Origin of the sequence: Veillonella parvula DSM 2008, assembly GCF_000024945.1 — a bacterium.
Classification (GTDB): Bacteria; Bacillota; Negativicutes; order Veillonellales; family Veillonellaceae; genus Veillonella; species Veillonella parvula.
Map to the genome: position 1 here is coordinate 1,418,936 of NC_013520.1, position 26,369 is coordinate 1,445,304.

23 protein-coding genes are annotated in these 26,369 nt (G+C 39.4%); all 23 read right to left on the reverse strand.

All coding sequences use genetic code 11. The features are described from left to right. Nucleotides 1–100: 100 nt before the first annotated feature. The 23 genes from mmdE to VPAR_RS06375 all read right to left on the reverse strand — a co-directional run bounded on the left by mmdE (nt 101) and on the right by VPAR_RS06375 (nt 26,294). A complete protein-coding gene (gene mmdE, locus VPAR_RS09650; protein WP_012864601.1) occupies nt 101–268 on the reverse strand; it encodes a methylmalonyl-CoA decarboxylase subunit epsilon in 168 nt (55 codons plus the stop codon). A 23-nt stretch (nt 269–291) separates the two neighbouring features. Next, nucleotides 292–639, reverse strand: a complete 348-nt coding sequence (mmdD, locus tag VPAR_RS06270) for a methylmalonyl-CoA decarboxylase subunit delta (RefSeq protein ID WP_004696485.1) — start codon at nt 637–639, stop codon at nt 292–294. A gap of 73 nt (nt 640–712) precedes the next feature. Then, nucleotides 713–2,242 carry a methylmalonyl-CoA decarboxylase subunit alpha gene (gene mmdA / locus VPAR_RS06275; RefSeq protein WP_012864602.1) on the reverse strand — a complete coding sequence of 510 codons (1,530 nt, stop codon included), beginning with the start codon at nt 2,240–2,242 and terminating at the stop codon, nt 713–715. Nucleotides 2,243–2,392: 150 nt separating this feature from the next. Further along, nucleotides 2,393–2,815: a methylmalonyl-CoA epimerase gene (mce, locus tag VPAR_RS06280; protein WP_004696488.1), complete on the reverse strand. Its 423-nt coding sequence runs from the start codon at nt 2,813–2,815 to the stop codon at nt 2,393–2,395. 51 nt (nt 2,816–2,866) lie between these two features. Next, nucleotides 2,867–3,805 carry a methylmalonyl Co-A mutase-associated GTPase MeaB gene (gene meaB / locus VPAR_RS06285; protein ID WP_004696489.1) on the reverse strand — a complete coding sequence of 313 codons (939 nt, stop codon included), beginning with the start codon at nt 3,803–3,805 and terminating at the stop codon, nt 2,867–2,869. Nucleotides 3,806–3,883: 78 nt separating this feature from the next. Beyond that, nucleotides 3,884–4,279 (reverse strand): cobalamin B12-binding domain-containing protein, encoded by a 396-nt coding sequence (locus tag VPAR_RS06290; protein ID WP_004696492.1) that lies wholly within the window; start codon nt 4,277–4,279, stop codon nt 3,884–3,886. 28 nt (nt 4,280–4,307) lie between these two features. Further along, on the reverse strand, nt 4,308–5,954 hold the full coding sequence (locus VPAR_RS06295; protein WP_004696495.1) for an acyl-CoA mutase large subunit family protein: 1,647 nt from the start codon (nt 5,952–5,954) through the stop codon (nt 4,308–4,310). A 29-nt stretch (nt 5,955–5,983) separates the two neighbouring features. Next, a complete protein-coding gene (gene scpC, locus VPAR_RS06300; RefSeq protein WP_012864603.1) occupies nt 5,984–7,489 on the reverse strand; it encodes a succinyl-CoA:acetate CoA-transferase ScpC in 1,506 nt (501 codons plus the stop codon). A gap of 522 nt (nt 7,490–8,011) precedes the next feature. Beyond that, the gene (locus tag VPAR_RS06305) at nt 8,012–9,250 is read right to left on the reverse strand and encodes an O-antigen ligase family protein (protein WP_012864604.1); all 1,239 of its coding nucleotides are present in this window, start codon (nt 9,248–9,250) and stop codon (nt 8,012–8,014) included. Nucleotides 9,251–9,259: 9 nt separating this feature from the next. Continuing rightward, the gene (locus tag VPAR_RS06310) at nt 9,260–10,567 is read right to left on the reverse strand and encodes a bifunctional folylpolyglutamate synthase/dihydrofolate synthase (protein ID WP_012864605.1); all 1,308 of its coding nucleotides are present in this window, start codon (nt 10,565–10,567) and stop codon (nt 9,260–9,262) included. A gap of 12 nt (nt 10,568–10,579) precedes the next feature. Beyond that, complete coding sequence (locus VPAR_RS06315) at nt 10,580–13,237, reverse strand: valine--tRNA ligase (protein ID WP_012864606.1); 2,658 nt, start codon at nt 13,235–13,237, stop codon at nt 10,580–10,582. A gap of 20 nt (nt 13,238–13,257) precedes the next feature. Continuing rightward, a complete protein-coding gene (gene tatC, locus VPAR_RS06320) occupies nt 13,258–14,148 on the reverse strand; it encodes a twin-arginine translocase subunit TatC (RefSeq protein WP_012864607.1) in 891 nt (296 codons plus the stop codon). Between the two features lies 1 nt (nt 14,149). Next, the gene (locus VPAR_RS06325) at nt 14,150–15,121 is read right to left on the reverse strand and encodes a polyprenyl synthetase family protein (protein ID WP_012864608.1); all 972 of its coding nucleotides are present in this window, start codon (nt 15,119–15,121) and stop codon (nt 14,150–14,152) included. Continuing rightward, nucleotides 15,118–15,816 (reverse strand): ribosome biogenesis GTP-binding protein YihA/YsxC, encoded by a 699-nt coding sequence (gene yihA, locus VPAR_RS06330; protein WP_012864609.1) that lies wholly within the window; start codon nt 15,814–15,816, stop codon nt 15,118–15,120. Before yihA ends, VPAR_RS06325 begins: the two co-directional genes overlap by 4 nt. After that, nucleotides 15,816–18,125 (reverse strand): endopeptidase La, encoded by a 2,310-nt coding sequence (gene lon / locus VPAR_RS06335; protein WP_012864610.1) that lies wholly within the window; start codon nt 18,123–18,125, stop codon nt 15,816–15,818. The genes yihA and lon overlap by 1 nt, the downstream gene beginning before the upstream one ends. A 65-nt stretch (nt 18,126–18,190) precedes the next feature. Continuing rightward, entirely contained in the window at nt 18,191–19,444 is a 1,254-nt protein-coding gene (clpX, locus tag VPAR_RS06340) for an ATP-dependent protease ATP-binding subunit ClpX (protein ID WP_008601448.1), read from the reverse strand. A 12-nt stretch (nt 19,445–19,456) separates the two neighbouring features. Beyond that, nucleotides 19,457–20,050: an ATP-dependent Clp endopeptidase proteolytic subunit ClpP gene (gene clpP / locus VPAR_RS06345; protein ID WP_012864611.1), complete on the reverse strand. Its 594-nt coding sequence runs from the start codon at nt 20,048–20,050 to the stop codon at nt 19,457–19,459. A gap of 36 nt (nt 20,051–20,086) precedes the next feature. Continuing rightward, on the reverse strand, nt 20,087–21,391 hold the full coding sequence (gene tig, locus VPAR_RS06350) for a trigger factor (RefSeq protein WP_012864612.1): 1,305 nt from the start codon (nt 21,389–21,391) through the stop codon (nt 20,087–20,089). Nucleotides 21,392–21,554: 163 nt separating this feature from the next. After that, nucleotides 21,555–22,010 (reverse strand): CBS domain-containing protein, encoded by a 456-nt coding sequence (locus VPAR_RS06355; RefSeq protein WP_004696521.1) that lies wholly within the window; start codon nt 22,008–22,010, stop codon nt 21,555–21,557. A 112-nt stretch (nt 22,011–22,122) separates the two neighbouring features. Then, complete coding sequence (rlmH, locus tag VPAR_RS06360; RefSeq protein WP_012864613.1) at nt 22,123–22,602, reverse strand: 23S rRNA (pseudouridine(1915)-N(3))-methyltransferase RlmH; 480 nt, start codon at nt 22,600–22,602, stop codon at nt 22,123–22,125. 2 nt (nt 22,603–22,604) lie between these two features. Continuing rightward, nucleotides 22,605–23,411, reverse strand: a complete 807-nt coding sequence (locus tag VPAR_RS06365) for an MBL fold metallo-hydrolase (protein ID WP_012864614.1) — start codon at nt 23,409–23,411, stop codon at nt 22,605–22,607. 105 nt (nt 23,412–23,516) lie between these two features. Next, the gene (locus VPAR_RS06370) at nt 23,517–24,704 is read right to left on the reverse strand and encodes a RuBisCO large subunit C-terminal-like domain-containing protein (RefSeq protein WP_012864615.1); all 1,188 of its coding nucleotides are present in this window, start codon (nt 24,702–24,704) and stop codon (nt 23,517–23,519) included. 204 nt (nt 24,705–24,908) lie between these two features. Continuing rightward, entirely contained in the window at nt 24,909–26,294 is a 1,386-nt protein-coding gene (locus tag VPAR_RS06375) for a nucleobase:cation symporter-2 family protein (RefSeq protein ID WP_004696527.1), read from the reverse strand. Nucleotides 26,295–26,369: the final 75 nt, after the last annotated feature.

A 26,369-nucleotide genomic window follows, 5' to 3' on the forward strand; every position in this document is an offset into this window, starting at 1 on the left:
TTAAATTCCTCCAAAATGTGTAGTTTCTACACAAAATTTATAAATATTTTTACACATATAAATTGAGTAATCCCATGGATTATCAAATTAGCCAATTATCTTATCGATTACCACGCAAACGGCCTTCCATTTTCCAATTGTAGCTTACGATTGGACGGATATGCGCGATTTGATCAGCGGAATAACCCATTGCCGCTAATGCACCAACGATTACTGCTACTACATCTTGAGATGGAGTTTTACCGTTAGTTGTTGTAGCATTGCTCATTACAAATGCCTCCTAAAAATATTTTAACCTCTACCGCTTAAGCGACCTTCCAAGCGCCATTTAGCACTGGTTGCTGTAGGTCGAATAGATGCAATTTGTTCAGATGAGTACCCCATCGCCACAATGGCACCTACGATAGCTGCTACTACTTCATCCTCATTTTGAGCAGATGCATTTGCTGGCGCTACAGGAGTAGCTGTTGGAGTAGCAACAGGAGCAGTTGCTGCTGGTGCTTCTTTTTTCTTCTTAGTAGGATCGATTAAATGTACGATTTCCATAAGAATACCTAAAGCTATCAATACAGCAAATACAACTGTCATATTAATCGCCATGATTAACCAAGGATTGGTAGTAACTGCTTGTCCTTCCATAATCATTCCCCTTTCTAAAAAAGTAGTAAAGAAAGGTATCTCCCAAATTCGATGATATGTTTACCGAATCGAATTATAATGGAATATTACCATGTTTCTTTGGAGCACGGTTTTCGCGTTTACTTGCAAGCATTGCCAAAGCGTTGATAACTGCTGGACGAGTTTGTTTAGGTTCGATTACAACATCTACGAAGCCACGTTCGGCAGCTTTGTAAGGAGTCGCAAACTCTTCTACATATTTAGCTGTTTTAGCATCTTTATCTTCGTCTTTCTTGAAGATGATATTAGCTGCACCAGCAGGACCCATTACAGCGATTTCGGATGTAGGCCAAGCATATACTTGGTCTGCGCCTAAATCTTGGGAACACATAGCGAGGTAGGAACCGCCATATGCTTTACGAGTGATAACAGTAATTTTTGGTACTGTAGCTTCAGAGTAAGCATATAACATTTTAGCACCATGACGAATGATACCGCCCCATTCTTGATTTGTGCCAGGCAAGAAACCAGGAACGTCAACAAAGTTAACGATTGGAATATTGAAAGCATCACAGAAACGGATGAAACGGGAAGATTTGTCAGAAGCGTTAATGTCCAAGCAACCAGCCATTACTTTTGGTTGGTTAGCAATGATACCAACGGATTGACCATCAAAACGAGCGAAGCAAGTAATGATATTTGTAGCATAGAATGGTTGTACTTCATAGTATTCGCCATTATCTACAGTAGCTGCGATAACATCTTTCATATCGTAAGGCATGTTACTGTTATCTGGCAACAAGCTATTCAAGCTTTCATCCTCACGAGTTGGATCGTCACCAGTATCTACCAATGGAGCATCTTCCATATTGTTGGATGGCAAGAAGCCTAATAAGTAACGAATTTGAGCGATACAATCATCTTCATTTTCAGCTGCAAAGTGAGCAACACCAGACACGGAGTTGTGAGCCATTGCACCACCAAGATCTTCAGCAGTTACTTCTTCACCAGTTACAGATTTGATTACTGCAGGACCAGTGACGAACATTTGAGAAGTATTTTTAACCATGTAGATGAAGTCAGTCAATGCTGGAGAATATACAGCACCGCCTGCACATGGACCCATGATTACGGAAATTTGTGGAATAACACCAGATGCATTTGTATTTTCAAAGAAAATTTTACCGTAACCAGCAAGGGCATCTACTGCTTCTTGAATACGAGCACCGCCAGAATCGTTGATACCAACAATAGGAGCACCCATTTTCATTGCTAAACGTTGTACTTTAACGATTTTAGCAGCATGCATTTCACCAAGAGAGCCACCTTCTACAGTGAAATCTTGTGCGAATGCATATACTAAACGACCATCGATAGTACCATAACCTGTTACTACACCTTCGCCTGGTAATTCTTTCTTTTCTTGACCGAAGTTAACACAACGATGTTTAACAAATTGATCAAGTTCAACGAAGGAATTATCATCGAACAATTTAGCCAAGCGTTCGCGAGCAGTCATTTTACCTTGAGCATGTTGTTTCTCAACGCGTTTTTCACCGCCACCAGCTTTAACTTTAGCTAGTTTTTCGTGCAATAACTCGATTTTTTCCTGCACTGTTGCCATTATAGCACCTCCAAATAAAACTTGTTACAGTATCATTTTATTTCATAAATGAATAAAGTTCAAGAAGCATACATATTTAATATATAACGTAGGATTATATGTATATGTATATCTACAACTCATATATAATGATGTGAATTGGATACTGTATTATTTCATACGTTGACATAATTCAAGCAAAACACCGCCAGTTGCTTTTGGATGTAAGAAAGCAATTGAGGAGCCGCCTGCACCATAACGAGGTTTTTCGTCAATCATACGAACGCCTTTAGCCATCAAATCAGCAATAGCATTTTCAATATTATCAACGCGCAATGCAACGTGTTGGATACCATCACGACCGCCATTTTTCTCGATAAATTTACCAATAGGGCCATCTGGAGTTGTAGTTTCTAAGAATTCAAGTTCAGCATCACCACAAGGGAAGAAGGATACTTTTACCTTTTGTTCTTCTACGATTTCGTCTTCAGGAAGATGTTCAATGCCTAATGCATTTTTATAGAATTCTTTAGTTGCCGCTAAATCATTAACACCAATACCGATGTGATCCACTTGTAATACTTTAAAAGCCATTTTGATTATCTCCTTTTCAAGGCTAAATCTCTAATGCTATGTAGTCGCCGTCTACTTTAGCACGCTTGTCATTACGCCATTAACAACTGTATATGGATCGCTTTCGCGTTCATTAACAGCTGCCACTTGGCTATTAAATTCGTCGCTTGTAACAATTTTATCAGCTACATAACGACCAATTTGTTCATTAATCATTGCGATGATTTCATCACGAGTACGTTCTGCCCGACGAGATTCCAATTCACCAGAATCTTCAAGATACTCAAAATGTTCATCTAAAGCGTCGATAAGTTCATCTACGCCTTGGTCTTTACTAGCAATTGTGCGCTTAATTGGTGGGCGCCATTTTACTTCACGAGAATCTAGGTCAAGCATCATTTCAATTTCTACATTCAAACGATCGCAACCATCTCGGTCAGCTTTGTTGATAGCAAATACATCGCCAATTTCAAGAATACCCGCCTTGATAGCTTGGATATCATCACCGAGACCAGGAACCAGTACAACCAATGTAGTATCAGCATTTTTTACAATATCTACTTCAGATTGACCTACGCCTACAGTTTCAATAATTACTAAATCCATGCCAAAGGCATCCATGAGTTTTACAACGTCTGCAGTCTTTTTAGATAATCCACCAAGACTACCACGCGTGCCCATGCTTCGAATGAATACATTTTCATTTAATGTTAAATCATTCATTCGAATACGGTCCCCCAAGATAGCACCTCCAGAGAATGGGCTAGTTGGGTCGATGGCAACGATGCCGATTTTTTTACCTTGATCTAAATAATGTTTAACCACCTTATCGGTCAAAGTACTTTTACCAGCACCAGGGGCCCCTGTAATACCGAGAATACGTGCGTTCCCCGTTTTAGGGTAAATTGCCTTCATAATATCGATGGCATTATCATACTCGTTTTCTACAGCTGTTATGGACCGTGCTAAGGCTAGTCTAGAACCTTCAAAAAGGCCTTTAACTAAATCCATTCGCCTCACCACCTATCTTCGAATATGGGAATAGAGGGGAGCCAACTATTAGAGTTGCACCCCTCTTTGCCCAAGCAATTATTTTACGTTTTCTTTAATAAAGTTAACGATATCGCTAGTTGGTGTGCCAGGTGTGAATACTGCCGCTACGCCAGCTTTTTTCAAGCCAGGGATATCAGCGTCAGGAATAACGCCACCACCGATTACAAGAACATCCCCCATGCCTTTTTCTTTCAAAAGTTCAACAATTTTAGGGAACAATGTATTGTGAGCACCGGAAAGAAGAGATAATGCAACTACATTAACGTCTTCAGAAAGCGCTGCTTCAACGATTTGTTCTGGTGTTTGACGAAGACCAGTGTAGATTACTTCGAAACCAGCATCGCGAAGTGCGCGTGCTACTACTTTTGCACCACGGTCATGACCATCAAGACCTGGTTTTGCTACAATTACTCTAATACGTTTTTCTGCCATGATATATTACCTCCGAAATCAGCCGATATTATAATGTAGAATGAGCTTCGTATTCACCGAATACTTCGCGCAATACATTACAAATTTCACCCAAAGTAGCATATGTTTTAACTGCTGCAAGAATTAATGGCATCAAGTTAACAGATTCGTCAGCTGCGCCAGCTTTCAAATCAGCTAAGGCTTTATCAACTGCGGCTTGATCGCGGTTAGCACGAACTGCTTGAGTTTTCTTAGATTGGTTAGCACCTACGGAAGCGTCTACGCGAAGCAAGTCTTTTGGAGCTTCTTCTTCAACTTGGAATTTGTTTACGCCAACGATTGTGCGCAAGCCAGATTCAACTTCCATTTGCCATTTGTAAGCGGATTCTTGAATTTCTTTTTGGATGTAGCCTTTTTCGATTGCTACTACAGCGCCGCCCATTTCATCAATTTTCTTGATGTATGCCATAGCTTCGTCATAGATAGCGTTAGTCATAGCTTCAACATAGTAGGAGCCGCCCAATGGGTCAACTACGTCAGCCAAACCAGATTCGTAAGCCACGATTTGTTGAGTACGAAGAGCTACTTGTACAGATGCTTCTGTAGGAAGAGCCAAAGCTTCGTCACGAGAGTTTGTATGTAAGGATTGAGTACCGCCCATTACAGCAGCTGCAGTTTGAAGAGCAACACGAACAATGTTGTTATCAACTTGTTGTGCAGTCAACATGGAGCCAGCTGTTTGAGTATGTACACGAAGCATCATGGATTTTGGTTTTTTAGCACCAAAACGTTCTTTCATGATTGTTGCCCATAAGCGACGAGATGCGCGGAATTTAGCAACTTCTTCAAGTACATTATTATGAGCATTCCAGAAGAAGGAAAGACGACCAGCAAATGTATCAACATCAAGACCAGCTTTCAAAGCTGCTTCTACGTATGCGATACCATCAGCAATTGTGAATGCGATTTCTTGTGCTGCTGTGGAACCTGCTTCACGGATGTGGTAACCGGAAATAGAAATTGTATTCCATTTTGGAACGTATTGAGAACAATATTCGAAGATATTAGTGATCAAACGCATAGATGGTTTTGGAGGGAAAATGTAAGTACCACGAGCTGCATATTCTTTCAAAATATCATTTTGAATAGTACCTTTCAATTCTGTGGAAGGTACACCTTGTTTTTCAGCTACTGCGATATACATTGCCAACAAAACGGATGCTGGAGCGTTGATTGTCATGGAAGTGGATACTTTGCCAAGGTCGATGCCATCGAACAAGATTTCCATATCTGCCAAAGAGTCAATCGCTACACCTACTTTACCAACTTCGCCTTCAGCCATAACATCATCAGAGTCATAACCGATTTGAGTTGGCAAATCGAATGCACAGGACAAGCCTGTTGCACCAGATTCGATTAGGTAGCGGTAACGTTTGTTAGATTCTTCAGCTGTAGCGAAGCCTGCATACATACGCATTGTCCAGAAACGACCACGGTACATAGTAGGTTGTACGCCACGAGTATAAGGGAATTCGCCAGGCATTCCCAAATCGCGTTCATAGTCAAAGCCTTCAATATCAACTGGTGTATACACACGGTTGTATTTTAAGTTTTGACGTTCTGGAGTTTTTGCGCATTTTTCGTCACAAAGTTTGTTGTACTCAGCAATTTGGGCTTTTAAGTTTTCGTAAGCCATGTTTTCATCATCCTCCTAAAAAAAACAGGTTATTTTTTCATGCTTCCAGTTTCTGTGAAGCGTTTATGCCAAGAAAGAGCTTCATCAAGCAACATTGGTGTATGGGCATTCTTTGTTGCAGCTAATGCTTTTTCTAGGTATTCAGTTAACATAGGTTTGTAGTCTGGGTGAGCACATTTTTCAATAATCAAACGAGCTCTTTCCACTGGACTTAAACCACGACAGTCAGCAACACCTTGTTCTGTACAGAAAATCATAGTGTCATGTTCTGGATGATCCACATGGGATACATATGGAACGATAGAACTGATGTCGCCATTTTTAGCAACGGAGTTAGTACAGAAGATAGTGAGATATGCACTACGTGCAAAATCACCAGAACCACCAACACCATTCATCATTTTGCTACCCATAATATGAGTAGAATTTACATTGCCAAAAATATCAAATTCGATAGCGGTATTCATGGCAATGACACCAATACGACGAGCAATACCAGGGTTATTGGAAATTTCTTGCGGACGAAGAATTATTTTTTTACGATATTCATCAATATTCGCATAGAAACGTTTCAATCCATCTGGAGAGGGACTCAATGCAGTACCGGAACATACAGTTACTTTACCAGCATCGATTAAGTCAAACATACCGTCTTGAATTACTTCTGTATAAATAGATAAATCTGTGAAAGGCCCTTGAGCCAAGCCACTGATTACCGCATTTGCTACAGAGCCCACGCCGGATTGCAATGGAAGCAAGTTTTTAGGCAAACGACCTTCTGCAATTTCTTGTTCAAAGAATTTGATAAGATGTTGACTCATTGCCTTTGCATCATCATCAATAGCAGCTAAAGGTCTTGTTGTATCAGGTACATCACTTGGAACCACAGCAATGATTTTGCTAGGATCACAAGGTATTGCTTCTGTACCGATACGATCGCCGGCCTGTTCCAACGGAATTGGTTTACGATGTGGTGGATCCAACGGTTCATAGATATCATGCATACCAACTAAAGATAATGGTTGAGATACATTTACCTCTACGATAACCTTTTTAGCTTGACTAACAAATGTTGGAGAATTACCAACAGAAGTAGTCGGTACTAAAGAACCATCTTCGTTGATTTGACATACTTCAATAATTGCTACATCTAAATCCCCGAAAAATCCATAACGAATATTTTGTGCCATTGTGCTTAAATGCATATCGATGTATTTAACATCTCCACCATTTAAAGCCTTTCTCATATCTTTATTGGTTTGATATGGAAAGCGGCGATTAATACCATTAGCACGAGTTAACGCACCATCAGCTTCATCACCTACGGAAGCACCTGTCCACAAATCAATTTTGAATGGTTCTTTTTCCATTCTTTCTGCCAATGCCAATGGCACAACTTTTGCATAACCCGATGGTGTAAAGCCGGAAATACCAACTTTATCATTAGGGTTAATCAACTGAGCTGCATCATAAGCAGTGACAATTTTACCTTGCAGGTCCACATTTTTTACGCGGTCTTTGATGTCTATCACCATAACCATCTCCTTTAAGAGTAACATTGTTAAACGACAATTGAATCTCTTTGGTCTAATACGTTCCTTAAACCGACTTCATCGTAGTCCACATCCAATGTATTGTCAACTTATATGACTAAAATGTATTTTTTATCACACCTCGACCGTACATTATGACTAAAACGCATAGGTTTTTACATTTTCACATAAGTTTTATTCACACCGATATAACTCACAGGAATTATCAATTTAATAGTATATATTGTTGTTTTTTATGTATATCGAACTATCTCAATACAACATATAGAGTCTTATCAATATAAAAAAAATAATATATACAAAAACTGACCGCTACACCTCCTATAAAGATATAGATATACAAAAAACCGGTTTTCAAATGCAAGCAATAATGTTCAATTATTCTAACATTAGAAAACCGGTTAAATATACGTAAGCTTACCCTGCTAAGGTATGTATAAATTATACCATACTATGAAATTGTATCGCTACCATAAAACTTACTGATTATACAAAATATACTTTTTACATATGATTCTTCGTGGAGAGTTGTACTTTCACAAAGGCCCCAACCCAACCAAGGAGCTGCCAAAAAACAATAGTAACTTGATGGCTATAGAGCTCAAAATCAGACAATCCACTAAAAAGAACTCCGATAGCTAAAGCACCTATACCTATCTGTGCAGCTTGTCGGAACATATCCCCTTTCAAACGAACAGATGTAACAACATGACCGACGATAACTGCTAGGAATGATAGCAAGCCAGGAATACCTGTTTCAGCCAATATATTTAAATATAAATTATGGGCATGATACATCAACACATTAGGACCTTGAATGTAATAGTTATACTCTGGATAAACTAAGTAGAATGTATTCCACCCAATACCAAAGATTGGATTTTCTCGTACGATATACATTGTGCTGTCCCATAGAGCCCAGCGAAGATCTGATGACGTATCATGACCTTGGAATATAGACCAAAGTCGCGAAGCAACTTCCCCTTCATAGAAGTATAGAATTAACGGTACCACTAACAAGGATAAGAATAGTCTTCGTTCTACGAAAATAGCCCAATACAGAATCATGGCCGCAAAACTAATCCAAATACCACGCGAATAGGTTAACAACATCGTTAAAAATAATACAACACCAATAATCAGCATTGTAACAACTTCACGAGTACGATTCTCTTTCATATAAACAAGAATATAGCTAATACATACACTTAGTACCATCAATAGATAAGCCCCTAACAAGTTAGGATTTTGCAATGTAGACGCCATTCGACGCATCAATTTAGGGAATTGTGCTGCATCAACCCATTCTTTTATATGTATATTGGGAACAAATATATACTGATAGGCCCCAATAATGCATACAAGAACGGCTGTACCTAAAAAGGCACGAAGAAAATAGTTCCACTGTTTAGGTGTTCGGATATAGGTACGAACTAAATAGTACATGCCCCCACCCGCTACAATTTGGTAGAACCAGCTCTGAATTGACCAATCCCAGTTTGGGGACATTAATGACGATATACCTGTCCAGATAACAAAGATCATAACAGTCCAAGATAGATAGCCTGTTGGCAAACTCAATGATTTACTAGAAATCAAATCATATAATGCTAGACCTATAGCCAACCAGAGAAGTACATCTCCCACCATTGGTTGAAGAGGCATCGCAATAACGACACCATAGATTAATCGTTCAATATAAAAGGTAAGTCGTTTCTGATTAGGAATGAGTGAGAGTTCCATATTCTCACCTCAATGACTCATCTCATGGAAAAACCACTGACGAGCATCCCCTAGAATATATAAAGAACCACATACAGCAATGATATCACCAGTCTTTGTATGTTTGTAAGCCAATGCTAATGCAGCCTCAATAGAGTCTGCAGTTTGAGCCGTCGCCTTTGGTACAGTACGGCGAATCATTTCAACCAAGGTTTCCGGTACTTCCGTTCTATCGGTTGGTGCGGGCACAACGAGCACTGTGTCACCCACTTTAACCACTTCACGGATAATAGCCTCTTGATCTTTATCTTTAAGAATAGCCATTACAATCGTTTTTGGGCTATCCTTAAACAACTCGTCATACGTCATGGCAAAAGACTCAGCCCCTGCCGCATTATGAGCACCATCAAATATAAAGGTACGATCTAAGCCTCGTTTAACTTCAAAGCGCCCCGCCCACGTAGTGCGGGCAAAGCCTTCACGCATCGTTTCTTCACTGATGTTCGTATCCTCTTTCATTAACAGGCGTACCGCCATCAATGCACAAGCGAGATTTACAGATTGGTGAATGCCAGCCATCGTCGTAAACAACATAGCAGGTGCAGCATCGTTAGTACTAACCGTAATCATTTGACCACCCGTTACAGCGCTGCGGCTATCAATACCAAAATCTTTATTAAAAACATAAAGCTTGGCATGTTGTTTTTTAGCTACGTCCTCAATGATATTAAGAGGTGTATCTTGTGCAGCTGTCACTACAGGCACCTTAGGTTTAATAATCCCCGCTTTATGGCGTGCAATTTCCTCGACAGTATCACCACAATATGCTTGATGATCTATTGTTACATTAGTAATAACAGATACTTTAGGAGTAACGATGTTCGTAGAGTCTAGTAAGCCACCTAATCCGACTTCTACCACAGCATAATCTACACCTTGTTCTTTAAAGAACAAGAATGCAGCAGCCGTCAGCATTTCAAATTGTGTAGGCGCTTCTATGCCATTACTAACAATAGTGTCTACTGCACCTTTAACACGACTGATTAATTCCCCAAAGGCTTCCTCTGTTATATTTCCATCATTAATTTGAATACGCTCCGTATAGGATTGAAGGTGAGGCGATGTAAATCGCCCCACCCGTAATCCACTTGTAAACAGTGCGTAGGAAATATATGAGGTAACCGAGCCCTTACCATTTGTACCTGTAACATGAACAATTTTATAATCTTCTTGTGGATTCCCTAACACATCCATAAGAGCCGTAATTCGTTCAAGGCCAGGTTTAATACCAAATGAAGATGCCTGCTCCAAATAGGCTAAGGCCTCCTGATATGTCATATAAACCTCCTATTATAAGGTTTCAAGGAACGCTTCACGTTCCAATAACGCTTGTTGTTTTTGTTTATATTCTTCTAACTTTTCTTTTTCTTTTGCTACTACAGCTTCAGGAGCTTTTGCTAAGAAGCCTTGGTTAGACAATTTACCTTCCAAACGAGAAATTTCTTTTTTCATTTGAATTTTTTCCTTTGCAATACGCTCTCTTTCTTTTTCACCGTCGATCAAGTCTTTAAGTAAGAGATATACTTCCATACCATTGACAACGGTTACAGTCGCATTTTCTGGTTTTGGATCATCGGTACCAAGAATTGTTACTTTCTCAGCCCAAGCCAATGTTACAAAGTAGTCACTATGTTCTGCTACAGTTTTAGCTAATGCTTCATCTGTTGGCGCTACGATAACCTCAGCTTTTTTACCTAAAGGCACATTCATTTCAGCACGCATGTTACGAATACCTTTGATAGCATCCATCATAACTTCCATTTGACGTGCTGCCCCTTCAAGATTATCGAATTTCAATGCTTCAGGCCATTTAGTAACAACGATGCTGTCCCCTTCATGTGGCAAATGTTGCCAAATATGTTCAGTTACAAACGGCATGAATGGATGCAATAATTCGAGCATGTGACGTAAGATTGTTACAAGTAAATATTGAACTGTACGACGATCACGTTCGTTGCTTTCACTATACAAACGAGGTTTCGCTAATTCAATGTACCAATCGCAGTACGTATTCCAAATGAAGTCATATACGGAACTCGCAGCTTCACCAAGTTCGAATTTATCGAGATTAGATGTTACGCTTTGTACTGTTTCATTGTATTTCTGAACAATCCATTGGTCTGCTAATGTCAAATCATCTGCTGTTGGAACGAAACTTTCATCATAATTTGTAAGGTTCATCAATACAAATTTTGATGCATTCCAAATCTTATTGGCAAAGTTACGGTTAGCCTCAACACGTTCCATATAGAAACGCATATCGTTACCAGGTGTGTTGCCAGTTACAAGAGTAAAGCGCAATGCATCAGCACCATATTGGTCGATAACTTCAAGCGGATTAATACCATTACCCAAGGATTTACTCATTTTACGGCCCTGGCTGTCGCGAACAAGGCCATGAATAAATACATGTTTAAATGGGATTTCATGTTCAAACTCAAGAGCCATAAAGATCATACGAGCAACCCAGAAGAAGATGATATCGTAACCAGTTACAAGCACACTTGTTGGATACCATTGCTTAAGTTCTGGAGTTTGCTTAGGCCACCCCATTGTAGCAAATGGCCATAAACCAGAGCTAAACCATGTATCAAGAACATCTGGATCTTGTGTAACATGACCGTGGCAATGAGGACATTCTGTAATATCTTCACGACTAACGATAGTTTCACCACAGTCATCACAATACCATGCAGGAATGCGATGGCCCCACCACAATTGACGAGAAATAGTCCAATCGCGGATATTTTCAAGCCAGTTCACATATGTTTTTGTAAAACGTTCAGGAACGAACTCTACTTCGTGGTCTTTAACAACCTTAAGAGCTGGCTCTGCTAATGGTTTCATATCTACGAACCATTGTTTAGATACCATTGGTTCGATGATTGTATTACAACGGGAGCAATGACCTACTGCATGGTCATGATCATCAATTTTTTCAAGTAGGCCTAATTCTTTGAGTTCTGCTACTACTTGTTTACGCGCTTCTTCACGAGGTAAGCCATTAAATTTGCCAGCACCTTCATTCATTGTTGCATCATTGTTCATAACAACGATGGATTCCAAATTATGACGTTGGCCCATTTCAAAGTCATTAGGGTCATGAGCAGGTGTAATTTTTACACAGCCTGTACCGAAGCTAGCATCTACATAGTCATCGGCAATTACAGGAATTTCTCGATTAACAAATGGCAAGATCAATGTTTTACCAATGAGATCTTTATAACGATCATCATCAGGATTTACTGCTACTGCTACGTCACCAAACATTGTTTCTGGACGAGTTGTAGCAACAACAACAAAACGATTATCTTCACCTTTTACAGGATATTTAATATGCCATAAATGGCCATGTTCGTCTTCATGCTCAACTTCAACATCAGATAACGCAGTGGCACAACGAGGACACCAGTTGATGATGCGTTCACCGCGATAGATCAACCCTTTTTCATAAAGGCTTACAAATACTTCGCGCACTGCATGGTAATACCCTTCATCCAAAGTAAATCGCTCACGGGTCCAATCACAGGATGCGCCAAGGCTACGGATTTGTTTTACAATAGTATCACCATATTCTTTTTTCCATTCCCACACGCGCTCTACGAATTTTTCACGGCCCAAATCATAGCGAGATTTTCCTTCTTCTTTAGCAAGCATCTCTTCTACTTTGATTTGTGTAGCAATACCAGCGTGGTCTGTACCTGGCATCCACAATACATTGTAGCCTTGCATGCGTTTGAAACGGATGAGGATGTCTTGTAATGTGTTATCAAGGGCATGCCCCATATGCAACATACCAGTTACATTAGGAGGTGGTAATACGATACTAAATGGCTCTTTATTCGTGTCTACTTCTTCGTGAAAGTATCCTTGATTTTCCCAATAAGAATACCATTTGCCTTCTATTTCACCAGGATTATATGTGGTTAAATTTTCGTAGGTTTTCATCGTTCCTCCTAAAAGACTCCTTAGCGCTTCATAATCTTAGCCAATACAAATAGGCTTGTTTCATATAGCAATATCATAGGTAATGCAATCATCGTTTGAGAAAACATATCTGGTGTAGGTGAAATGACAGCACCTATGATAAAGGATATAAGAATAAATATCTTTCGCTTCGTTTTTAAAAAGCGTGATGTGATTAAGTTGAAATATCCCAAAATAATTAAGATCAACGGCAACTCAAAGATAAATCCAAAGGGCAGTACAAAGGATAATACAAAGTCCATATACTGACCAATAGAAAACATCGGTTGTAATTCATCTGTAGCAAAGCCCATAAAGAACTTCACCGCTGCAGGCAATACGAGAAAATAAGAAAATACAATACCTATCCCGAATAGACCAATTGCTACTGGTAAGATCCAGTTAGATAGCTGCTTTTCTCGCACAGTTAGTGCAGGCTTAACAAATAGCCAAATCTGATGCAATATAATGGGAGCGGCTATGACTAAGCCACCTACAACAGACACCTTCATATATGTAAAAAATGCTTCAGTAGGTCTCATATAATAGAGCTTGCCAGCCGGTTTTAGGAGTATTTCCAATAATAAGTCTACATAATAATAAGAAATACAAGTTCCCACAATAACCGCTACAGCTATTATAATCAATCGTTTTCGCAGCTCTGAAAGATGTCCTACAAGAGACAATTCCCTTGCTTCATCCATCATCTTCTGCTCTATAGCCGTATAAACTGGTTCATCTTCCACATCCTCAGGAATGTGTTGAGTTGCCACCTTATATCGTTCTTGCTCAGACTTTTGTTCTGCTTCACGCCGTTTTTGACGAACTACACTATCAAAAGAAGGTTTTTGCATGGGATATTCGAAATCCGATTTTGGTTCGAATGGTTCCATATTATACCTTTCTATCAGCCAGATTTTCTACAGCCATCACAAGGAATTCCTTCCCTGGGAAATCACGCACTGCAGCGAGTGCCGCTAGAGCATCTTTACAATATTTATCAGCTACAGCTAATGTATTATCAATTCCACCTTGAGCAATAACATAATCAATAATGTCTTGCTCATTACCACCATTATTTAAGCCTTTAATATCTTCAAGCAATTTATCTTTATTACCATCGTTAACGATACTTAATAACGGATACGTCAATAGTCCTTCTCGAAGATCGTTCCCTACAGGCTTTCCTGTCGTTTCCGTTGTTTCACGATAATCCATAATATCGTCTGTAATTTGGAATGCCATGCCTAATGCATGACCATATTTTTTCAACTCTATGATTTCATCCTCTTGCCAATCTCCTAAGAGACCACCAAGCTCCATACAGCCTTCCATAAAGTCTGCTGTTTTCTTTTGCGTCTTTATCATATAACGCTCTATGCCTTGATCAATGCGATATACATCTTCCATTTGCATGAACTCACCTTCTACGAGGCATGTAATAATATGAGAGAATACTTGAAGATACTTCATATTCGTCATTTCAGATACGATTTTAAATGCTTTGGCAAATAAATAATCACCACTAAGGATAGCTACCTTATTACCTTTATGCATGTGAATTGTATCCTCCCCACGGCGAATTTCAGCTTGATCTAAAACATCGTCATGGATAAGTGTTGCTAAATGAAGCATTTCAACAGCCTCAGCAATTTTAATGCGTTGACGCTCTATAGATGTACCTGCATTGGCAATCAATAGACACAATTGAGCGCGCAAACGCTTACCACCTGCTGCTGATAACGGTCGAATCAGTGCATTGAAGTCCTCTGCACCGGTATTAAAAGATGATGCAAGAGACTCTTCGACACGCTCTAAATCTAGAGCAATGCGTTCCATAATCTCTAATTCGTTCGTTTGACTCATGCTTCATCTCCTACCAAAATTTTATTGATTCGTTGTTGTAAAAGCTCACGTCCAGTATGCTTTAAAGAGCTGTACAAAATCGGCGGGGTAGCCGTTGGATATAGCTCTTTAATAATAGACAAGTTTACAGACTTTTCTTTAGCCGTCAATTTATCGGCCTTGGTCACTACAATTTGTAACGGAACACCGGCTTCGACGAGCCAATCAAAGGCCACCTTATCAATGGCCATTTCAGGATGGCGACCATCGATAAGTAAACACAACAACATCAATCGTTCAGAATGTAAAATATAATCGGCAATAAAGGAAGACCACAGATTGCGGTTTCCTTTATTTGTCTTTGCAAAACCATAACCAGGAAGGTCAACGAGAAACCAGTTATATCTGCGTTCCTCGGTTTCAGAAATATCCTCTTTTGATTCAATATCAAAGTAGTTTATCGTCTTAGTCTTACCTGGCTGACCACTAACGAGGGCTAACCCACGATAGTTACATAAAGAATTAATCAACGAAGACTTGCCCACATTAGAGCGTCCAAGGAAGGCGATTTCTACGGTATCCCCTTCAGGATATTGATCCGCCTTCACACAGGAAGTATTATATTTTGCAGCTATAATACGAGGCCCCTTTGCTTCTTTTCGTATATATTGTGGTTTGGGGCCCATTGGTTTAGTGGATTTTTTCTTCTTTTGCATTACACAAGTGCCTTTGCTAATACTTCATCCATTGTCTTAACTGGCGTAATGATGAGGCCTTCTTTCACAATGTCAGGTAATTCTGCAATATCCTTTTCATTGCCTTTTGGAATCAACACCTCTTTAATACCATGAGACAAGGCTGCTAATAATTTTTCTTTTAAGCCGCCTATTGGTAATACGCGGCCACGCAATGTGATTTCACCAGTCATGGCAATATCAGAACGAACCTTGCGGTTAGTCAAAATAGATACCATAGCTAATGTCATTGTAATACCTGCAGAAGGACCATCTTTAGGGGTTGCCCCTTCTGGCAAGTGAACGTGAATATCAAGCTTTTTATAAAAATCTTCTTCAATCTTTAAGGCTTTTGCATTATGGCGAATATAACTCATAGCCGCTTGACCAGACTCTTGCATAACCTTGCCGAGACTACCAGTTAAAGCCAATTTGCCGGTACCATTCATAGTTGTAGCTTCACATGGTAATACTACACCACCAACAGATGTCCAAGCTAATCCATTTACATAGCCAACTTGTGCCTTCTTTTCTCGCTCTTGGTCAACAAAGATTGGTGCGCCTAAGAATTCGTGAAGATTCTTAGTAGTGACTTTTGGTGCGTCTCCGCCTTCTTCAACTACTTTGAAAGCAATCTTACGGCAAATCTTAGCAATTGTTTTCTCTAAAGTACGAACACCTGCTTCGCGAGTATATTCAGAAATTACCTTTCTTAACACAGCATCAGATAATTTAACCTTGTAATCTTCAAGGCCATTTTTCTTAATTTGCTTAGGTGTTAAGTAACGCTTAGCAATTTCTAGTTTTTCTTCTTCCATATAGCTGGACAACTCAATAATTTCCATACGATCTAACAATGGACCAGGAATATTAGATGCTACGTTAGCCGTAGTAATCCAGAAAACTTCAGAGAAGTCGAACGGTACTTCAATAAAGTGATCACTAAATGTGCTATTTTGTTCTGGATCCAATACCTCTAATAACGCTGAAGATGGATCGCCTTTATAATCAGATGCTAATTTATCAATTTCATCCAATAAAAATACAGGATTCTTAGTACCTACATTTTTTAACCCCTGAATCATACGACCAGGTAAAGCACCAATATAAGTACGTCGATGTCCACGAATTTCAGCTTCATCACGAACACCACCTAAGGATGCACGGATAAACTTACGATTCATTGCTTTAGCAATAGAGGTAGCCAAAGAGGTTTTACCAACGCCTGGTGGGCCTACTAAACAAAGAATAGAGCCACTATTTTTACCAGTTAATTTACGAACCGCTAAAAATTCTAAAATGCGTTTCTTGACCTTTTCAAGGCCATAATGATCGGTCTCGAGCATAGCATGAGCGCCCTTAATATCCAAACGGTCTTCCGTTAATTCGTTCCACGGTAATGCCAATACCCAATCTAGGTAATTGCGCAAAATTGTTGCTTCCGGCATCAATTGAGGCATGCGGCTGTAACGAGAAATTTCTTTATCAATACGCGTATGTACGTCTTCACTTAGGTTAAGTGCTTTTAACTTAACTCGTAGTTCTTCTGCCTCCTCCTCAGGATCTCCTTTATCACCCAACTCATCGTGGATAACGCGGATTTTTTCGCGCAAGAAATATTCCTTCTGCGCTTTTTCCATAGATTGACGCACTTGATTATTGATGGAATTTTCCAAATCAGAGATTTGTAATTCCATATTTAAAATGCCTACAATCATGTTAAGACGACGAGCCACAGATAATTCTTCAAGTAACTCTTGACGTTTCAAATTATTAATAGGCAATAGAAATGCAACTTGGTCAGCTAATTCACAAGGATTGCGTAATTCCATAACGCGCGTTACACCTTCATCAGTAACTGATTTAGCTTCTTCTGCCCATTCGCCAAATTTAGCTTGAACCAAACGACGATAAGCTTCAAGCTCTACATCGTCTTCAAATTCAGACGCCACTCGTTCATAGTCTCCTATATAATAAGGGTCCATGCTAGTAATATTCATAAGACGAATACGAGTGATACCCTCTACAAGAACACGTACTATACCACCTGGTAAGCGCAACATTTGTTTAATTTTTACTAATGTACCCATTTGGGCTAAATCATGAACTGTTGGTGCATCTACAGCATCATCTTTTTGAGTTACGACGGCTAAAATGCGGTCCTCATTCATTGCGGCTTCCACCGCCTTAATGGATTTGTCTCGACCGATATCGAGGTGAATCACGATATTCGGGTATACTACCATGCCTCTGAGAGGTACGGTAGGGATCCCAACTTCGAGTAAATTCATACTTCCTCCAGGTATATATATTATGAAAAGAAACTCATTCCTACACAGAAATGAGTTTCTTCGAATTACGATTTCAACTGGATGTCTTGGTCTGCCTCATTTTTGAGTATAGGTTCACCTGTGCTTAATACGGATTCACGATTCACAATGCACTTAGTTACTTCCGGCATGGAAGGAACCTCAAACATTACGCGTTTCATCACCTTTTCAATGATAGCACGCAAACCACGAGCACCTGTTTTTCGCTGTAATGCTTCATCAGCGATTTCTTCTAATGCATCTTCAGTGAAAGTTAACTCTACACCATCAAGGGATAGAATTTTTTCATATTGTTTTGTTAATGCATTTTTAGGCTTTGTCAAAATTTGAATTAATGCATCTCTGTCTAATTGATCTAATGTCACCATTACAGGCAAACGTCCAATAAACTCAGGGATCAAACCAAATTTTAATAAATCTTCAGGTACAACATCTTTTAAGATAGCCGATACATTACGTTCTTCTTTACGCTGTACATCTGCACCAAAACCAAGTGTTTTCTTAGCGGTACGCTTAGTAATAACCTTGTCCATACCATCAAATGCTCCACCACAAATAAAGAGAATATTCGTAGTGTCGATTTGAAGCATTTCTTGATTAGGATGCTTTCTACCACCTTGAGGAGGAACAGAAGCAACGGTACCTTCTAAGATTTTAAGCAATGCTTGTTGTACACCTTCACCAGACACATCACGTGTAATAGAAGGATTTTCAGACTTACGAGCAATTTTATCGATTTCATCGATATAGATAATGCCCCGTTCAGCCCGAGCTATATCATAATCTGCAGCTTGAATAATTTTGAGTAAGATGTTTTCTACATCTTCCCCCACATACCCAGCTTCAGTTAAGCTTGTAGCATCTGCAATAGCAAATGGTACTTCTAGCATTTTCGCTAAGGTTTGAGCCAATAGTGTTTTACCACTACCAGTAGGACCAATGAACAATACATTAGCCTTTTGTAATTCTACATCATCTACTACATTATCTGTTTGTAAGCGTTTGTAGTGATTATATACGGCCACAGCTAAAGAGATTTTAGCATCATCTTGACCAATGACATATTCGTCAAGATGAGCTTTAATTTCTCTAGGCGTTGGCAATTCTTTTAAATTGAAGTCGTCCGTCTCAACCGCACCCAACTCATCTGCAATGATGCGTTCACAAACTTCAACGCATTCGTCACAAATATACACGTTAGGACCCGCCACTAATTTGCGGACTTCTTCGCTTGTGCGTCCACAAAAACTGCAGCGCATAGTATCTTTATCTTTTGCCAAGGGGCGCCTCCATTACTTGCTTTCTACAGATTCTCTTGTGAGTACCTCATCGATTAAGCCGTATTCAACGGCATCCTGAGCACTCATGAAGTTATCGCGATCTGTATCGCGAGCTACTACTTCAATATCTTGTCCACTGCGAGAAGCTAAGATACCATTTAACTCTTCACGCATGCGAAGAATCTCACGGGCATGGATTTCAATTTCAGATGCTTGTCCTTGCACACCACCTAATGGTTGGTGAATCATAATGCGTGCATGAGGCAACGCATAGCGTTTACCTTTAGTGCCAGCTGTTAAAAGTACAGCACCCATGCTCGCCGCAGAGCCTACACAAATAGTAGACACATCTGGTTTGATATATTGCATTGTATCATAAATAGCCATACCTGCGGTTACAACACCGCCAGGGCTATTGATATACAAATGGATATCCTTATCAGGATCCTCTGCTTCCAAGAATAACATTTGCGCAATAACCGCATTTGCCACATTATCATCGATGGGCCCACCAAGGAAAATAATGCGATCCTTTAACAAGCGAGAGTAAATATCATAGGAACGCTCTCCACGTTCACCTTGTTCAACTACAATTGGTACATACATATAATCACCTTTTCATGTACCTAGTTGAGCAAACTATTATTCTGCCGCTTCAGCGCCTTTTGCATTATCAATAATGAATCGAGCTGCTTTTTTGCGAGCTACAGAGCCTGCCAACATAGCTACACGACCTTCTTTTGCAATAATATCCCAAACTTCTTTAGGATCTGCTCCAAAGTTTTGAGCCATAATGAAGATTTCACGGTTCATATCATCTGGAGTTACTTCGATACCTTCAGCAGTTGCGATAGCGTCCAATACTAAATCAGCACGTACGTTTTCAGCTGCGGAATCTTTATATTCAGAGCGTAAATCTTCGATAGTTTTGTTGGAGAATTTCAAGTAGTCATCAAGTTTCAAGCCACGGCCTTCCATATTCATAGCCAACTCTTGAATCATTTGTTCTACGCGATCTTCAATCATTACTTCTGGGATTTCTACAGTTGCATTTTTAACAGCTGTTTGAATCAAGTCCGCATTGTAAGTATCGATTGCACGACGGGAAGCCTCTTCTTCCATTTTAGTGCGAAGATCTTTTTTCAATTCTTCAATAGTTTCGTAAGAGCTTGCTTCTTTGGCGAATTCGTCATTCAACTCAGGCAATTCTTTACGTTTAATATCATGGATATGAGTTTTGAATTCTGCTTCTTTACCAGCAAGTTCTGCTACAAAGTAGTCTTCAGGGAATGTTACTTTTACAGTTACATCATCACCAGCTTTAGCGCCAATCAATTGATCTTCGAAGCCAGGAATGAAGCTACCAGAACCGATTTGTAATGGGTAGGATTTACCTTCACCACCATCAAATGGTTTACCATCAACGGAACCAGCAAAGTCGATTACTGCAAAGTCGTCTTTTTGAATTGTAGCGCCTTCTTCAGCAACAACCATTTTTGCTTGTTGTTCACGAATATTGTTCAACTGTTCTTCGATTTGTTCATCAGATACTGTAGCATCTTGTTTATCTGCTTCTAAGCCTTTGTAATCGCCAAGTTTAACTTCAGGGCGTTTAGTTACAGTAGCTTTGAAAATCAAATCTTTGCCTTCTTCGAATTGTTCGCGTTCGATTTCAGGTTCAGATACAGGCACGATATCATTTTCACGAAGTGCAGTACTATAGTTTTGGCTAGCCAATACTTCAAACGCTTCTTCCAAGATAGCTTCTTTACCGAAGTTCATTTCCAAAATACGGCGAGGCGCATGTCCTTTGCGGAAGCCAGGGATGTTCACTTGACCTGCAATGCGTTTTACAGCTTGTTTAATGCCCTTATCTACTTCTGCTGCAGGTACTTCAATAGTTAACGTTACTACGTGTTGATCAACAGGATTTACAGTTGCTTTCATTTAAAATATGTCCTCCTTGAAGGGCAATATGCCCAAATTTCTGTAGTATATTATGCACTCCTAATAATAACATAAATGCAAGGTCAATGCAATTCTTCTCAATATGCACTAAAAGACCACCCCAAAACGGGTGGTCTTTACATATTTTACATAATTATGCCAATTAGTTATCTTTAGCAATCAATTTGATAATGTCCCGACGAGACAAAATTCCAATCAAACGGTACTCTTTATCTACAACTGGCACATTTTTCAAATGTTGATCAAGCATAACAGATACAATTTCTTCTACATCTTTATCCGGTGTGGTTGTAATTACTTCATCAGTCATCAACTCATGAACGTGAGATGCCAATAATTTTTTAAATTGAGCATTATATTCACCGATGCCATTGTAATAGATGCTAGCGCCTAATACATTAACATAATGAGGCACATGAGGACGTACTTTTTTATAAAGTAAATCACCTTCAGAGATAATACCTAACAACTTATTATCATCATCCACTACGGACACAGCTGTTAAATTATATTTAACCAATAAATCAGCTACATCAGAAATCGGCGCATCTTTGCCAACAGTAACAGGGTATTTATTCATTACTTCTTGGATTTTCATAGTGAATTCCTCCTTACAAATACATCTTGCTTTATTATACTATTCGCCACAGTATAATAAAACTCCTTTTTTTCTGAAAGTATTATACAAATAATTTTTAAGTCTACGTCTTCTACCAATGATAAGGTTCATTACGATTGATTTTTGATGCTCGATAAATTTGTTCTACAAGTAGCAATCGAACCATTTGATGAGTAAAAGTCATAGGGCTAAAAGATAATTTATAATTTACAGCCTGACGTAATGTATCACTCACCCCAAAGGCACCACCAATAATGAAAGCCATATCGCTAATACCATCCACCTCAAGCTTAGATACCGTCTTAGCGAGTTCTTCAGAGGACATTGGTTTGCCATACACGTCAAGTAATACAGTATACGCATTTTTAGGGACCGCTTTTAATAAACGGTCTCCTTCTTCTGCAACGACTTGTTTGCGATCCGCATCACTCGGCTTATCTCCAATTTTACTTTCATTCAGCTCTGTAATTGTAATGCCACCATAGGGGCGCATACGTTTCACAAACTCTGCTACGCCCTCACGTAAATAAGCATCCTTCAATTTGCCGATACAGACTACATAAAATCTCATTTTTACCTCTCCACAGATTGGATGGACACAATTTCATTAGGCTGACCATGTTGTAACTTCATTTCAGGTCCAATACGAACACCACCATCAACAAGCATTTTGCCAATGGTTTGGGTAACGAGGACAGCGTTATTATTATTTTCAGAACGATGGGCCAATATAACTTGCATAAAATCAGGACGTTTCATCATGAGTAGTGCTTGCGCAGCCATTTCATTACTCAAATGACCTTCATCACTAGCCACCCTTTGTTTCAAAAACGGCTGATATGGTCCGAATCGCAACATATGAGGATCATAATTCGCCTCTAGCACTAACAGAGTCGTATCATCAATTCTACGTAAAATATTATCTGAAATCACGCCTGTATCAGTGACAATAGTTGCCTTATTGTTCCCAGCAAACACATTTATACCAATTGGATCAGCCGCATCATGACTTACCGAAAAAGGTTCCACAATTAGACTCCCCAACGTTAAACTGCCCTTTGTAAGCTCGATTAATCGATTCTTTGGTACGATTAACTTATCTTGGATTTCACGCCAGGTGCCTTGCTTCGTATACACAGGAATATCAAATCGTTTTAGTAATTGTTGTAGTCCCGCAATGTGATCACTATGTTCATGACTGACAAATATACCCTCTACCTGTGCCATATCAATATGTAATTCTTTTAACCCATTGACAATGCGCCGACAACTGATGCCTACATCATGCAATATTACGGAGTTCCCTTTTTTTATCACTGTACAATTACCCTTACTACCACTGGCAAGGACATGGACCTCCAACGGTGAGGATTCACTCATCAAAACACTCCATATACTTAATCATAAATCTATTTTTTCTGTAAAAGTCAATAGCTTATTTATTTAGTTAAATATTGTATTAACTCATTTAAATTCAAGCTATTATTACGTTCTTTCAGATAATTTAGTCAGACGCTCTACAAAATACGACATATTAACCTCAATATCTGGCCCTCTGCGGAACATATCGCCTCCAACAAGGAACATCGTATCATTTCCGTACAGCTCAACAAGTTCATTAAGACGAGCATCTGTAACGCCACCACCTGGTGCAGGGCAAGCCGCTTTCATCAAGCCCATTGGTCGTTTAATGTAAGAGGAAATTCTCTTGCATTGCTTCTCTGTAAAAGTAAAGCGTCCACCATAAGATACGAAGATTGGCATATCAGCCCCAAAAATACGAGGTAATAAACCTAGTTGTAAGTAATCGGCTACACCAGATACACCAGAGCTCACAAATCCACCAGAATAAGCGGGATGATGAATAATAGGCAATCGTAATTTTTCATCAGTAGCTAATTTGTGTAACCAACCGAAACCAACGAGACCTGCGGCCACCATGAGAGCAGTAGCACCAACCTCTTTAGCAAAATAAGCACGTTCTAACACATCTGTACCATCACCAGATACGTTTGCAGCATATAAAGTATGTGTACCATGTGCAGCATTCATTTCCTGTACCATAGCAGCACATCGTTTTACACGATCTTTATATTGAGAGAAGGACTGATTAGAAATACCATGATCATCCTTTATGACATCTGCCCCACCACGTGTATAGGCTCCACACATGCGAGCCAATTCCTCATTTGGTGTTCCCATCGGCTTTACAACGGCTTGAATCATTGGGCGCGTCGGAGTTTCCACTAAACGACGAATCCCCTGTAAGCCAAATCGTGGGCCCTTAAACACATCGTAAAGTGTTGGACATAGCTCAATATCCACCACCCAAATATGAGGCTGTAACGAAGAATTGCCAAAGACAACATTTAAAAATTGTGTTGCTTCTAAAGCTGTAGTATCTACATGATATGAAATACGAGCCAAATAGTAACGAGAGGTATCAATTACAGCATTTGACATCACACCTACATTGATATATGGAGAATCTTCCACCATAGGTCCAAGAGATTCTAGTCGACCAGTAATAGTTTCCTTAATGTATGGATCCGTTACAAACTCATAGGGAAATTCTATGGTTTGCTCTACTTGAACCGCCCAAGCAATTGATTTTGCTTCTTCATATGTACTCGCTTCTATTCTATATGTAACTATAAATCGCTCGTCTTTCATAATGCGTCTCCTTTGCAATAATATTATTTAATTATATACCAAAGTAGTATACGATTCCATAAAAAAAGACCTCACTCCAAATTAGAGTGAGGTCTTTTTAACAAACGAAAACATATATATTGATGTTTTACCTATACTAACAAGGTTTCTACTGTGAGAGACAATACATATAATCGTATGAGAGTAAACTCGTCTAACTATATCTTATTGGTAGAAATGTTTAGGATAACCTTTGAATCGTGTAAAGTGACGATATTTACGAGTCGCACGATTAGGTTCGTTAACAGTTTTATAACCAAAACCATTAAACATTACATTTAAAATAACAGCGACTATACTACCAGCTGTGATACCAGACTTCAAAAGAATTTGAGCCCATGCTGGAAAGTGTGTATAGAATTGAGGTGCTGCAAGAGGAATCATGGATACCCCAATACTAATGGCAACTAGCATCAGGTTATAGTTACCATCGAAACTAACTTTACCAAGAGAACGAATCCCACTGGCGATAATCATGCCGAACATAGCTATCCCAGCACCGCCTAATACAGCATTTGGAATACAAGCTACGATAGCGGCTAATTTAGGGAAAAGGCCTAATAAAATTAAAATTACACCAGATGCTGCTACAACGAAACGACTCTTAACACGTGTTACAGCAATAAGACCTACGTTTTGAGCAAATGCTGTATACGGAAAACTATTAAGGATACCACCAATAATAGTGGACAAGCCATCCGCACGAAGTACCGCAGCCAACTCTTTTTGACCAATAGGTTTATCTACGATTTCTCCAACTGCAATACTATCACCAGTTGTTTCTACCATAACTACGAGCATTACAATAATCATAGATACAATAGAAGCAAAGTCAAAGGTTGGAAGGCCAAAATAGAATGGTGTCACAACAGAAATCCATTGAGAACGCCCTACTTCTGAAAAATCTGTAATACCAACAATCATAGCTAAGGCTGTACCGAGAATAAGCCCAACTAAGATTGCCAAATTACCAAGGAAACCTTTACCAAATCGATAAGTTAATACAACGAGAACAAATGTAGCTACACCAAGAGCTATGTATAGTGGATCGCCAAAGTTTTTATTGCCTACGCCACCCCCCATCCAGTTAACAGCTACTGGCATCAAGTTGATACCAATAATAGTAATGATAGTACCTGTTACTACAGGTGGGAATAGCCGAATCAAACGACTGAAGAATGGTGCCACAAGGAATGTAAAGAGACCAGCTACGATAATCGCACCGTAAATGGTAGTAATATCATGCTGCTGACCAATCAGAATCATTGGACCTACAGAAGCAAATGTTACACCTTGAATAAGAGGAATGCGACCACCGACAGGTCCGAACCCTAATGTTTGAATCAATGTAGCTACACCACATGTAAATAAGTCAGCTGTAATCAAACGAATTAAATCTTCAATTGGCAAATGCATAGCTTGTGCAATAATAATTGGTACAGCTACTGCCCCAGCATACATAGCCAGAACGTGCTGTAAACCATAAGCGAATAACTGCGGGATTGGCAGCATACCATCTACATGGTCGACACCAGATGCACCTTTACTCATAAGAATCACCTCATATCTTACGTTTTAGTTACTAGTTAAACAATATAGTCATACTATCGTACATGATAGAGTTTA

Excerpts from the sequence above, each read along its gene's own strand:
- mmdE (WP_012864601.1), bottom strand. The coding sequence starts at position 268 with ATGAGCAATGCTACAACAACTAACGGTAAAACTCCATCTCAAGATGTA.
- mmdD (WP_004696485.1), bottom strand. The coding sequence starts at position 639 with ATGGAAGGACAAGCAGTTACTACCAATCCTTGGTTAATCATGGCGATT.
- mmdA (WP_012864602.1), bottom strand. The coding sequence starts at position 2,242 with ATGGCAACAGTGCAGGAAAAAATCGAGTTATTGCACGAAAAACTAGCT.
- mce (WP_004696488.1), bottom strand. The coding sequence starts at position 2,815 with ATGGCTTTTAAAGTATTACAAGTGGATCACATCGGTATTGGTGTTAAT.
- meaB (WP_004696489.1), bottom strand. The coding sequence starts at position 3,805 with ATGGATTTAGTTAAAGGCCTTTTTGAAGGTTCTAGACTAGCCTTAGCA.
- VPAR_RS06290 (WP_004696492.1), bottom strand. The coding sequence starts at position 4,279 with ATGGCAGAAAAACGTATTAGAGTAATTGTAGCAAAACCAGGTCTTGAT.
- VPAR_RS06295 (WP_004696495.1), bottom strand. The coding sequence starts at position 5,954 with ATGGCTTACGAAAACTTAAAAGCCCAAATTGCTGAGTACAACAAACTT.
- scpC (WP_012864603.1), bottom strand. The coding sequence starts at position 7,489 with ATGGTGATAGACATCAAAGACCGCGTAAAAAATGTGGACCTGCAAGGT.
- VPAR_RS06305 (WP_012864604.1), bottom strand. The coding sequence starts at position 9,250 with ATGGAACTCTCACTCATTCCTAATCAGAAACGACTTACCTTTTATATT.
- VPAR_RS06310 (WP_012864605.1), bottom strand. The coding sequence starts at position 10,567 with ATGACATATCAGGAGGCCTTAGCCTATTTGGAGCAGGCATCTTCATTT.
- VPAR_RS06315 (WP_012864606.1), bottom strand. The coding sequence starts at position 13,237 with ATGAAAACCTACGAAAATTTAACCACATATAATCCTGGTGAAATAGAA.
- tatC (WP_012864607.1), bottom strand. The coding sequence starts at position 14,148 with ATGGAACCATTCGAACCAAAATCGGATTTCGAATATCCCATGCAAAAA.
- VPAR_RS06325 (WP_012864608.1), bottom strand. The coding sequence starts at position 15,121 with ATGAGTCAAACGAACGAATTAGAGATTATGGAACGCATTGCTCTAGAT.
- yihA (WP_012864609.1), bottom strand. The coding sequence starts at position 15,816 with ATGCAAAAGAAGAAAAAATCCACTAAACCAATGGGCCCCAAACCACAA.
- lon (WP_012864610.1), bottom strand. The coding sequence starts at position 18,125 with ATGAATTTACTCGAAGTTGGGATCCCTACCGTACCTCTCAGAGGCATG.
- clpP (WP_012864611.1), bottom strand. The coding sequence starts at position 20,050 with ATGTATGTACCAATTGTAGTTGAACAAGGTGAACGTGGAGAGCGTTCC.
- tig (WP_012864612.1), bottom strand. The coding sequence starts at position 21,391 with ATGAAAGCAACTGTAAATCCTGTTGATCAACACGTAGTAACGTTAACT.
- VPAR_RS06355 (WP_004696521.1), bottom strand. The coding sequence starts at position 22,010 with ATGAAAATCCAAGAAGTAATGAATAAATACCCTGTTACTGTTGGCAAA.
- rlmH (WP_012864613.1), bottom strand. The coding sequence starts at position 22,602 with ATGAGATTTTATGTAGTCTGTATCGGCAAATTGAAGGATGCTTATTTA.
- VPAR_RS06365 (WP_012864614.1), bottom strand. The coding sequence starts at position 23,411 with ATGAGTGAATCCTCACCGTTGGAGGTCCATGTCCTTGCCAGTGGTAGT.
- VPAR_RS06370 (WP_012864615.1), bottom strand. The coding sequence starts at position 24,704 with ATGAAAGACGAGCGATTTATAGTTACATATAGAATAGAAGCGAGTACA.
- VPAR_RS06375 (WP_004696527.1), bottom strand. The coding sequence starts at position 26,294 with ATGAGTAAAGGTGCATCTGGTGTCGACCATGTAGATGGTATGCTGCCA.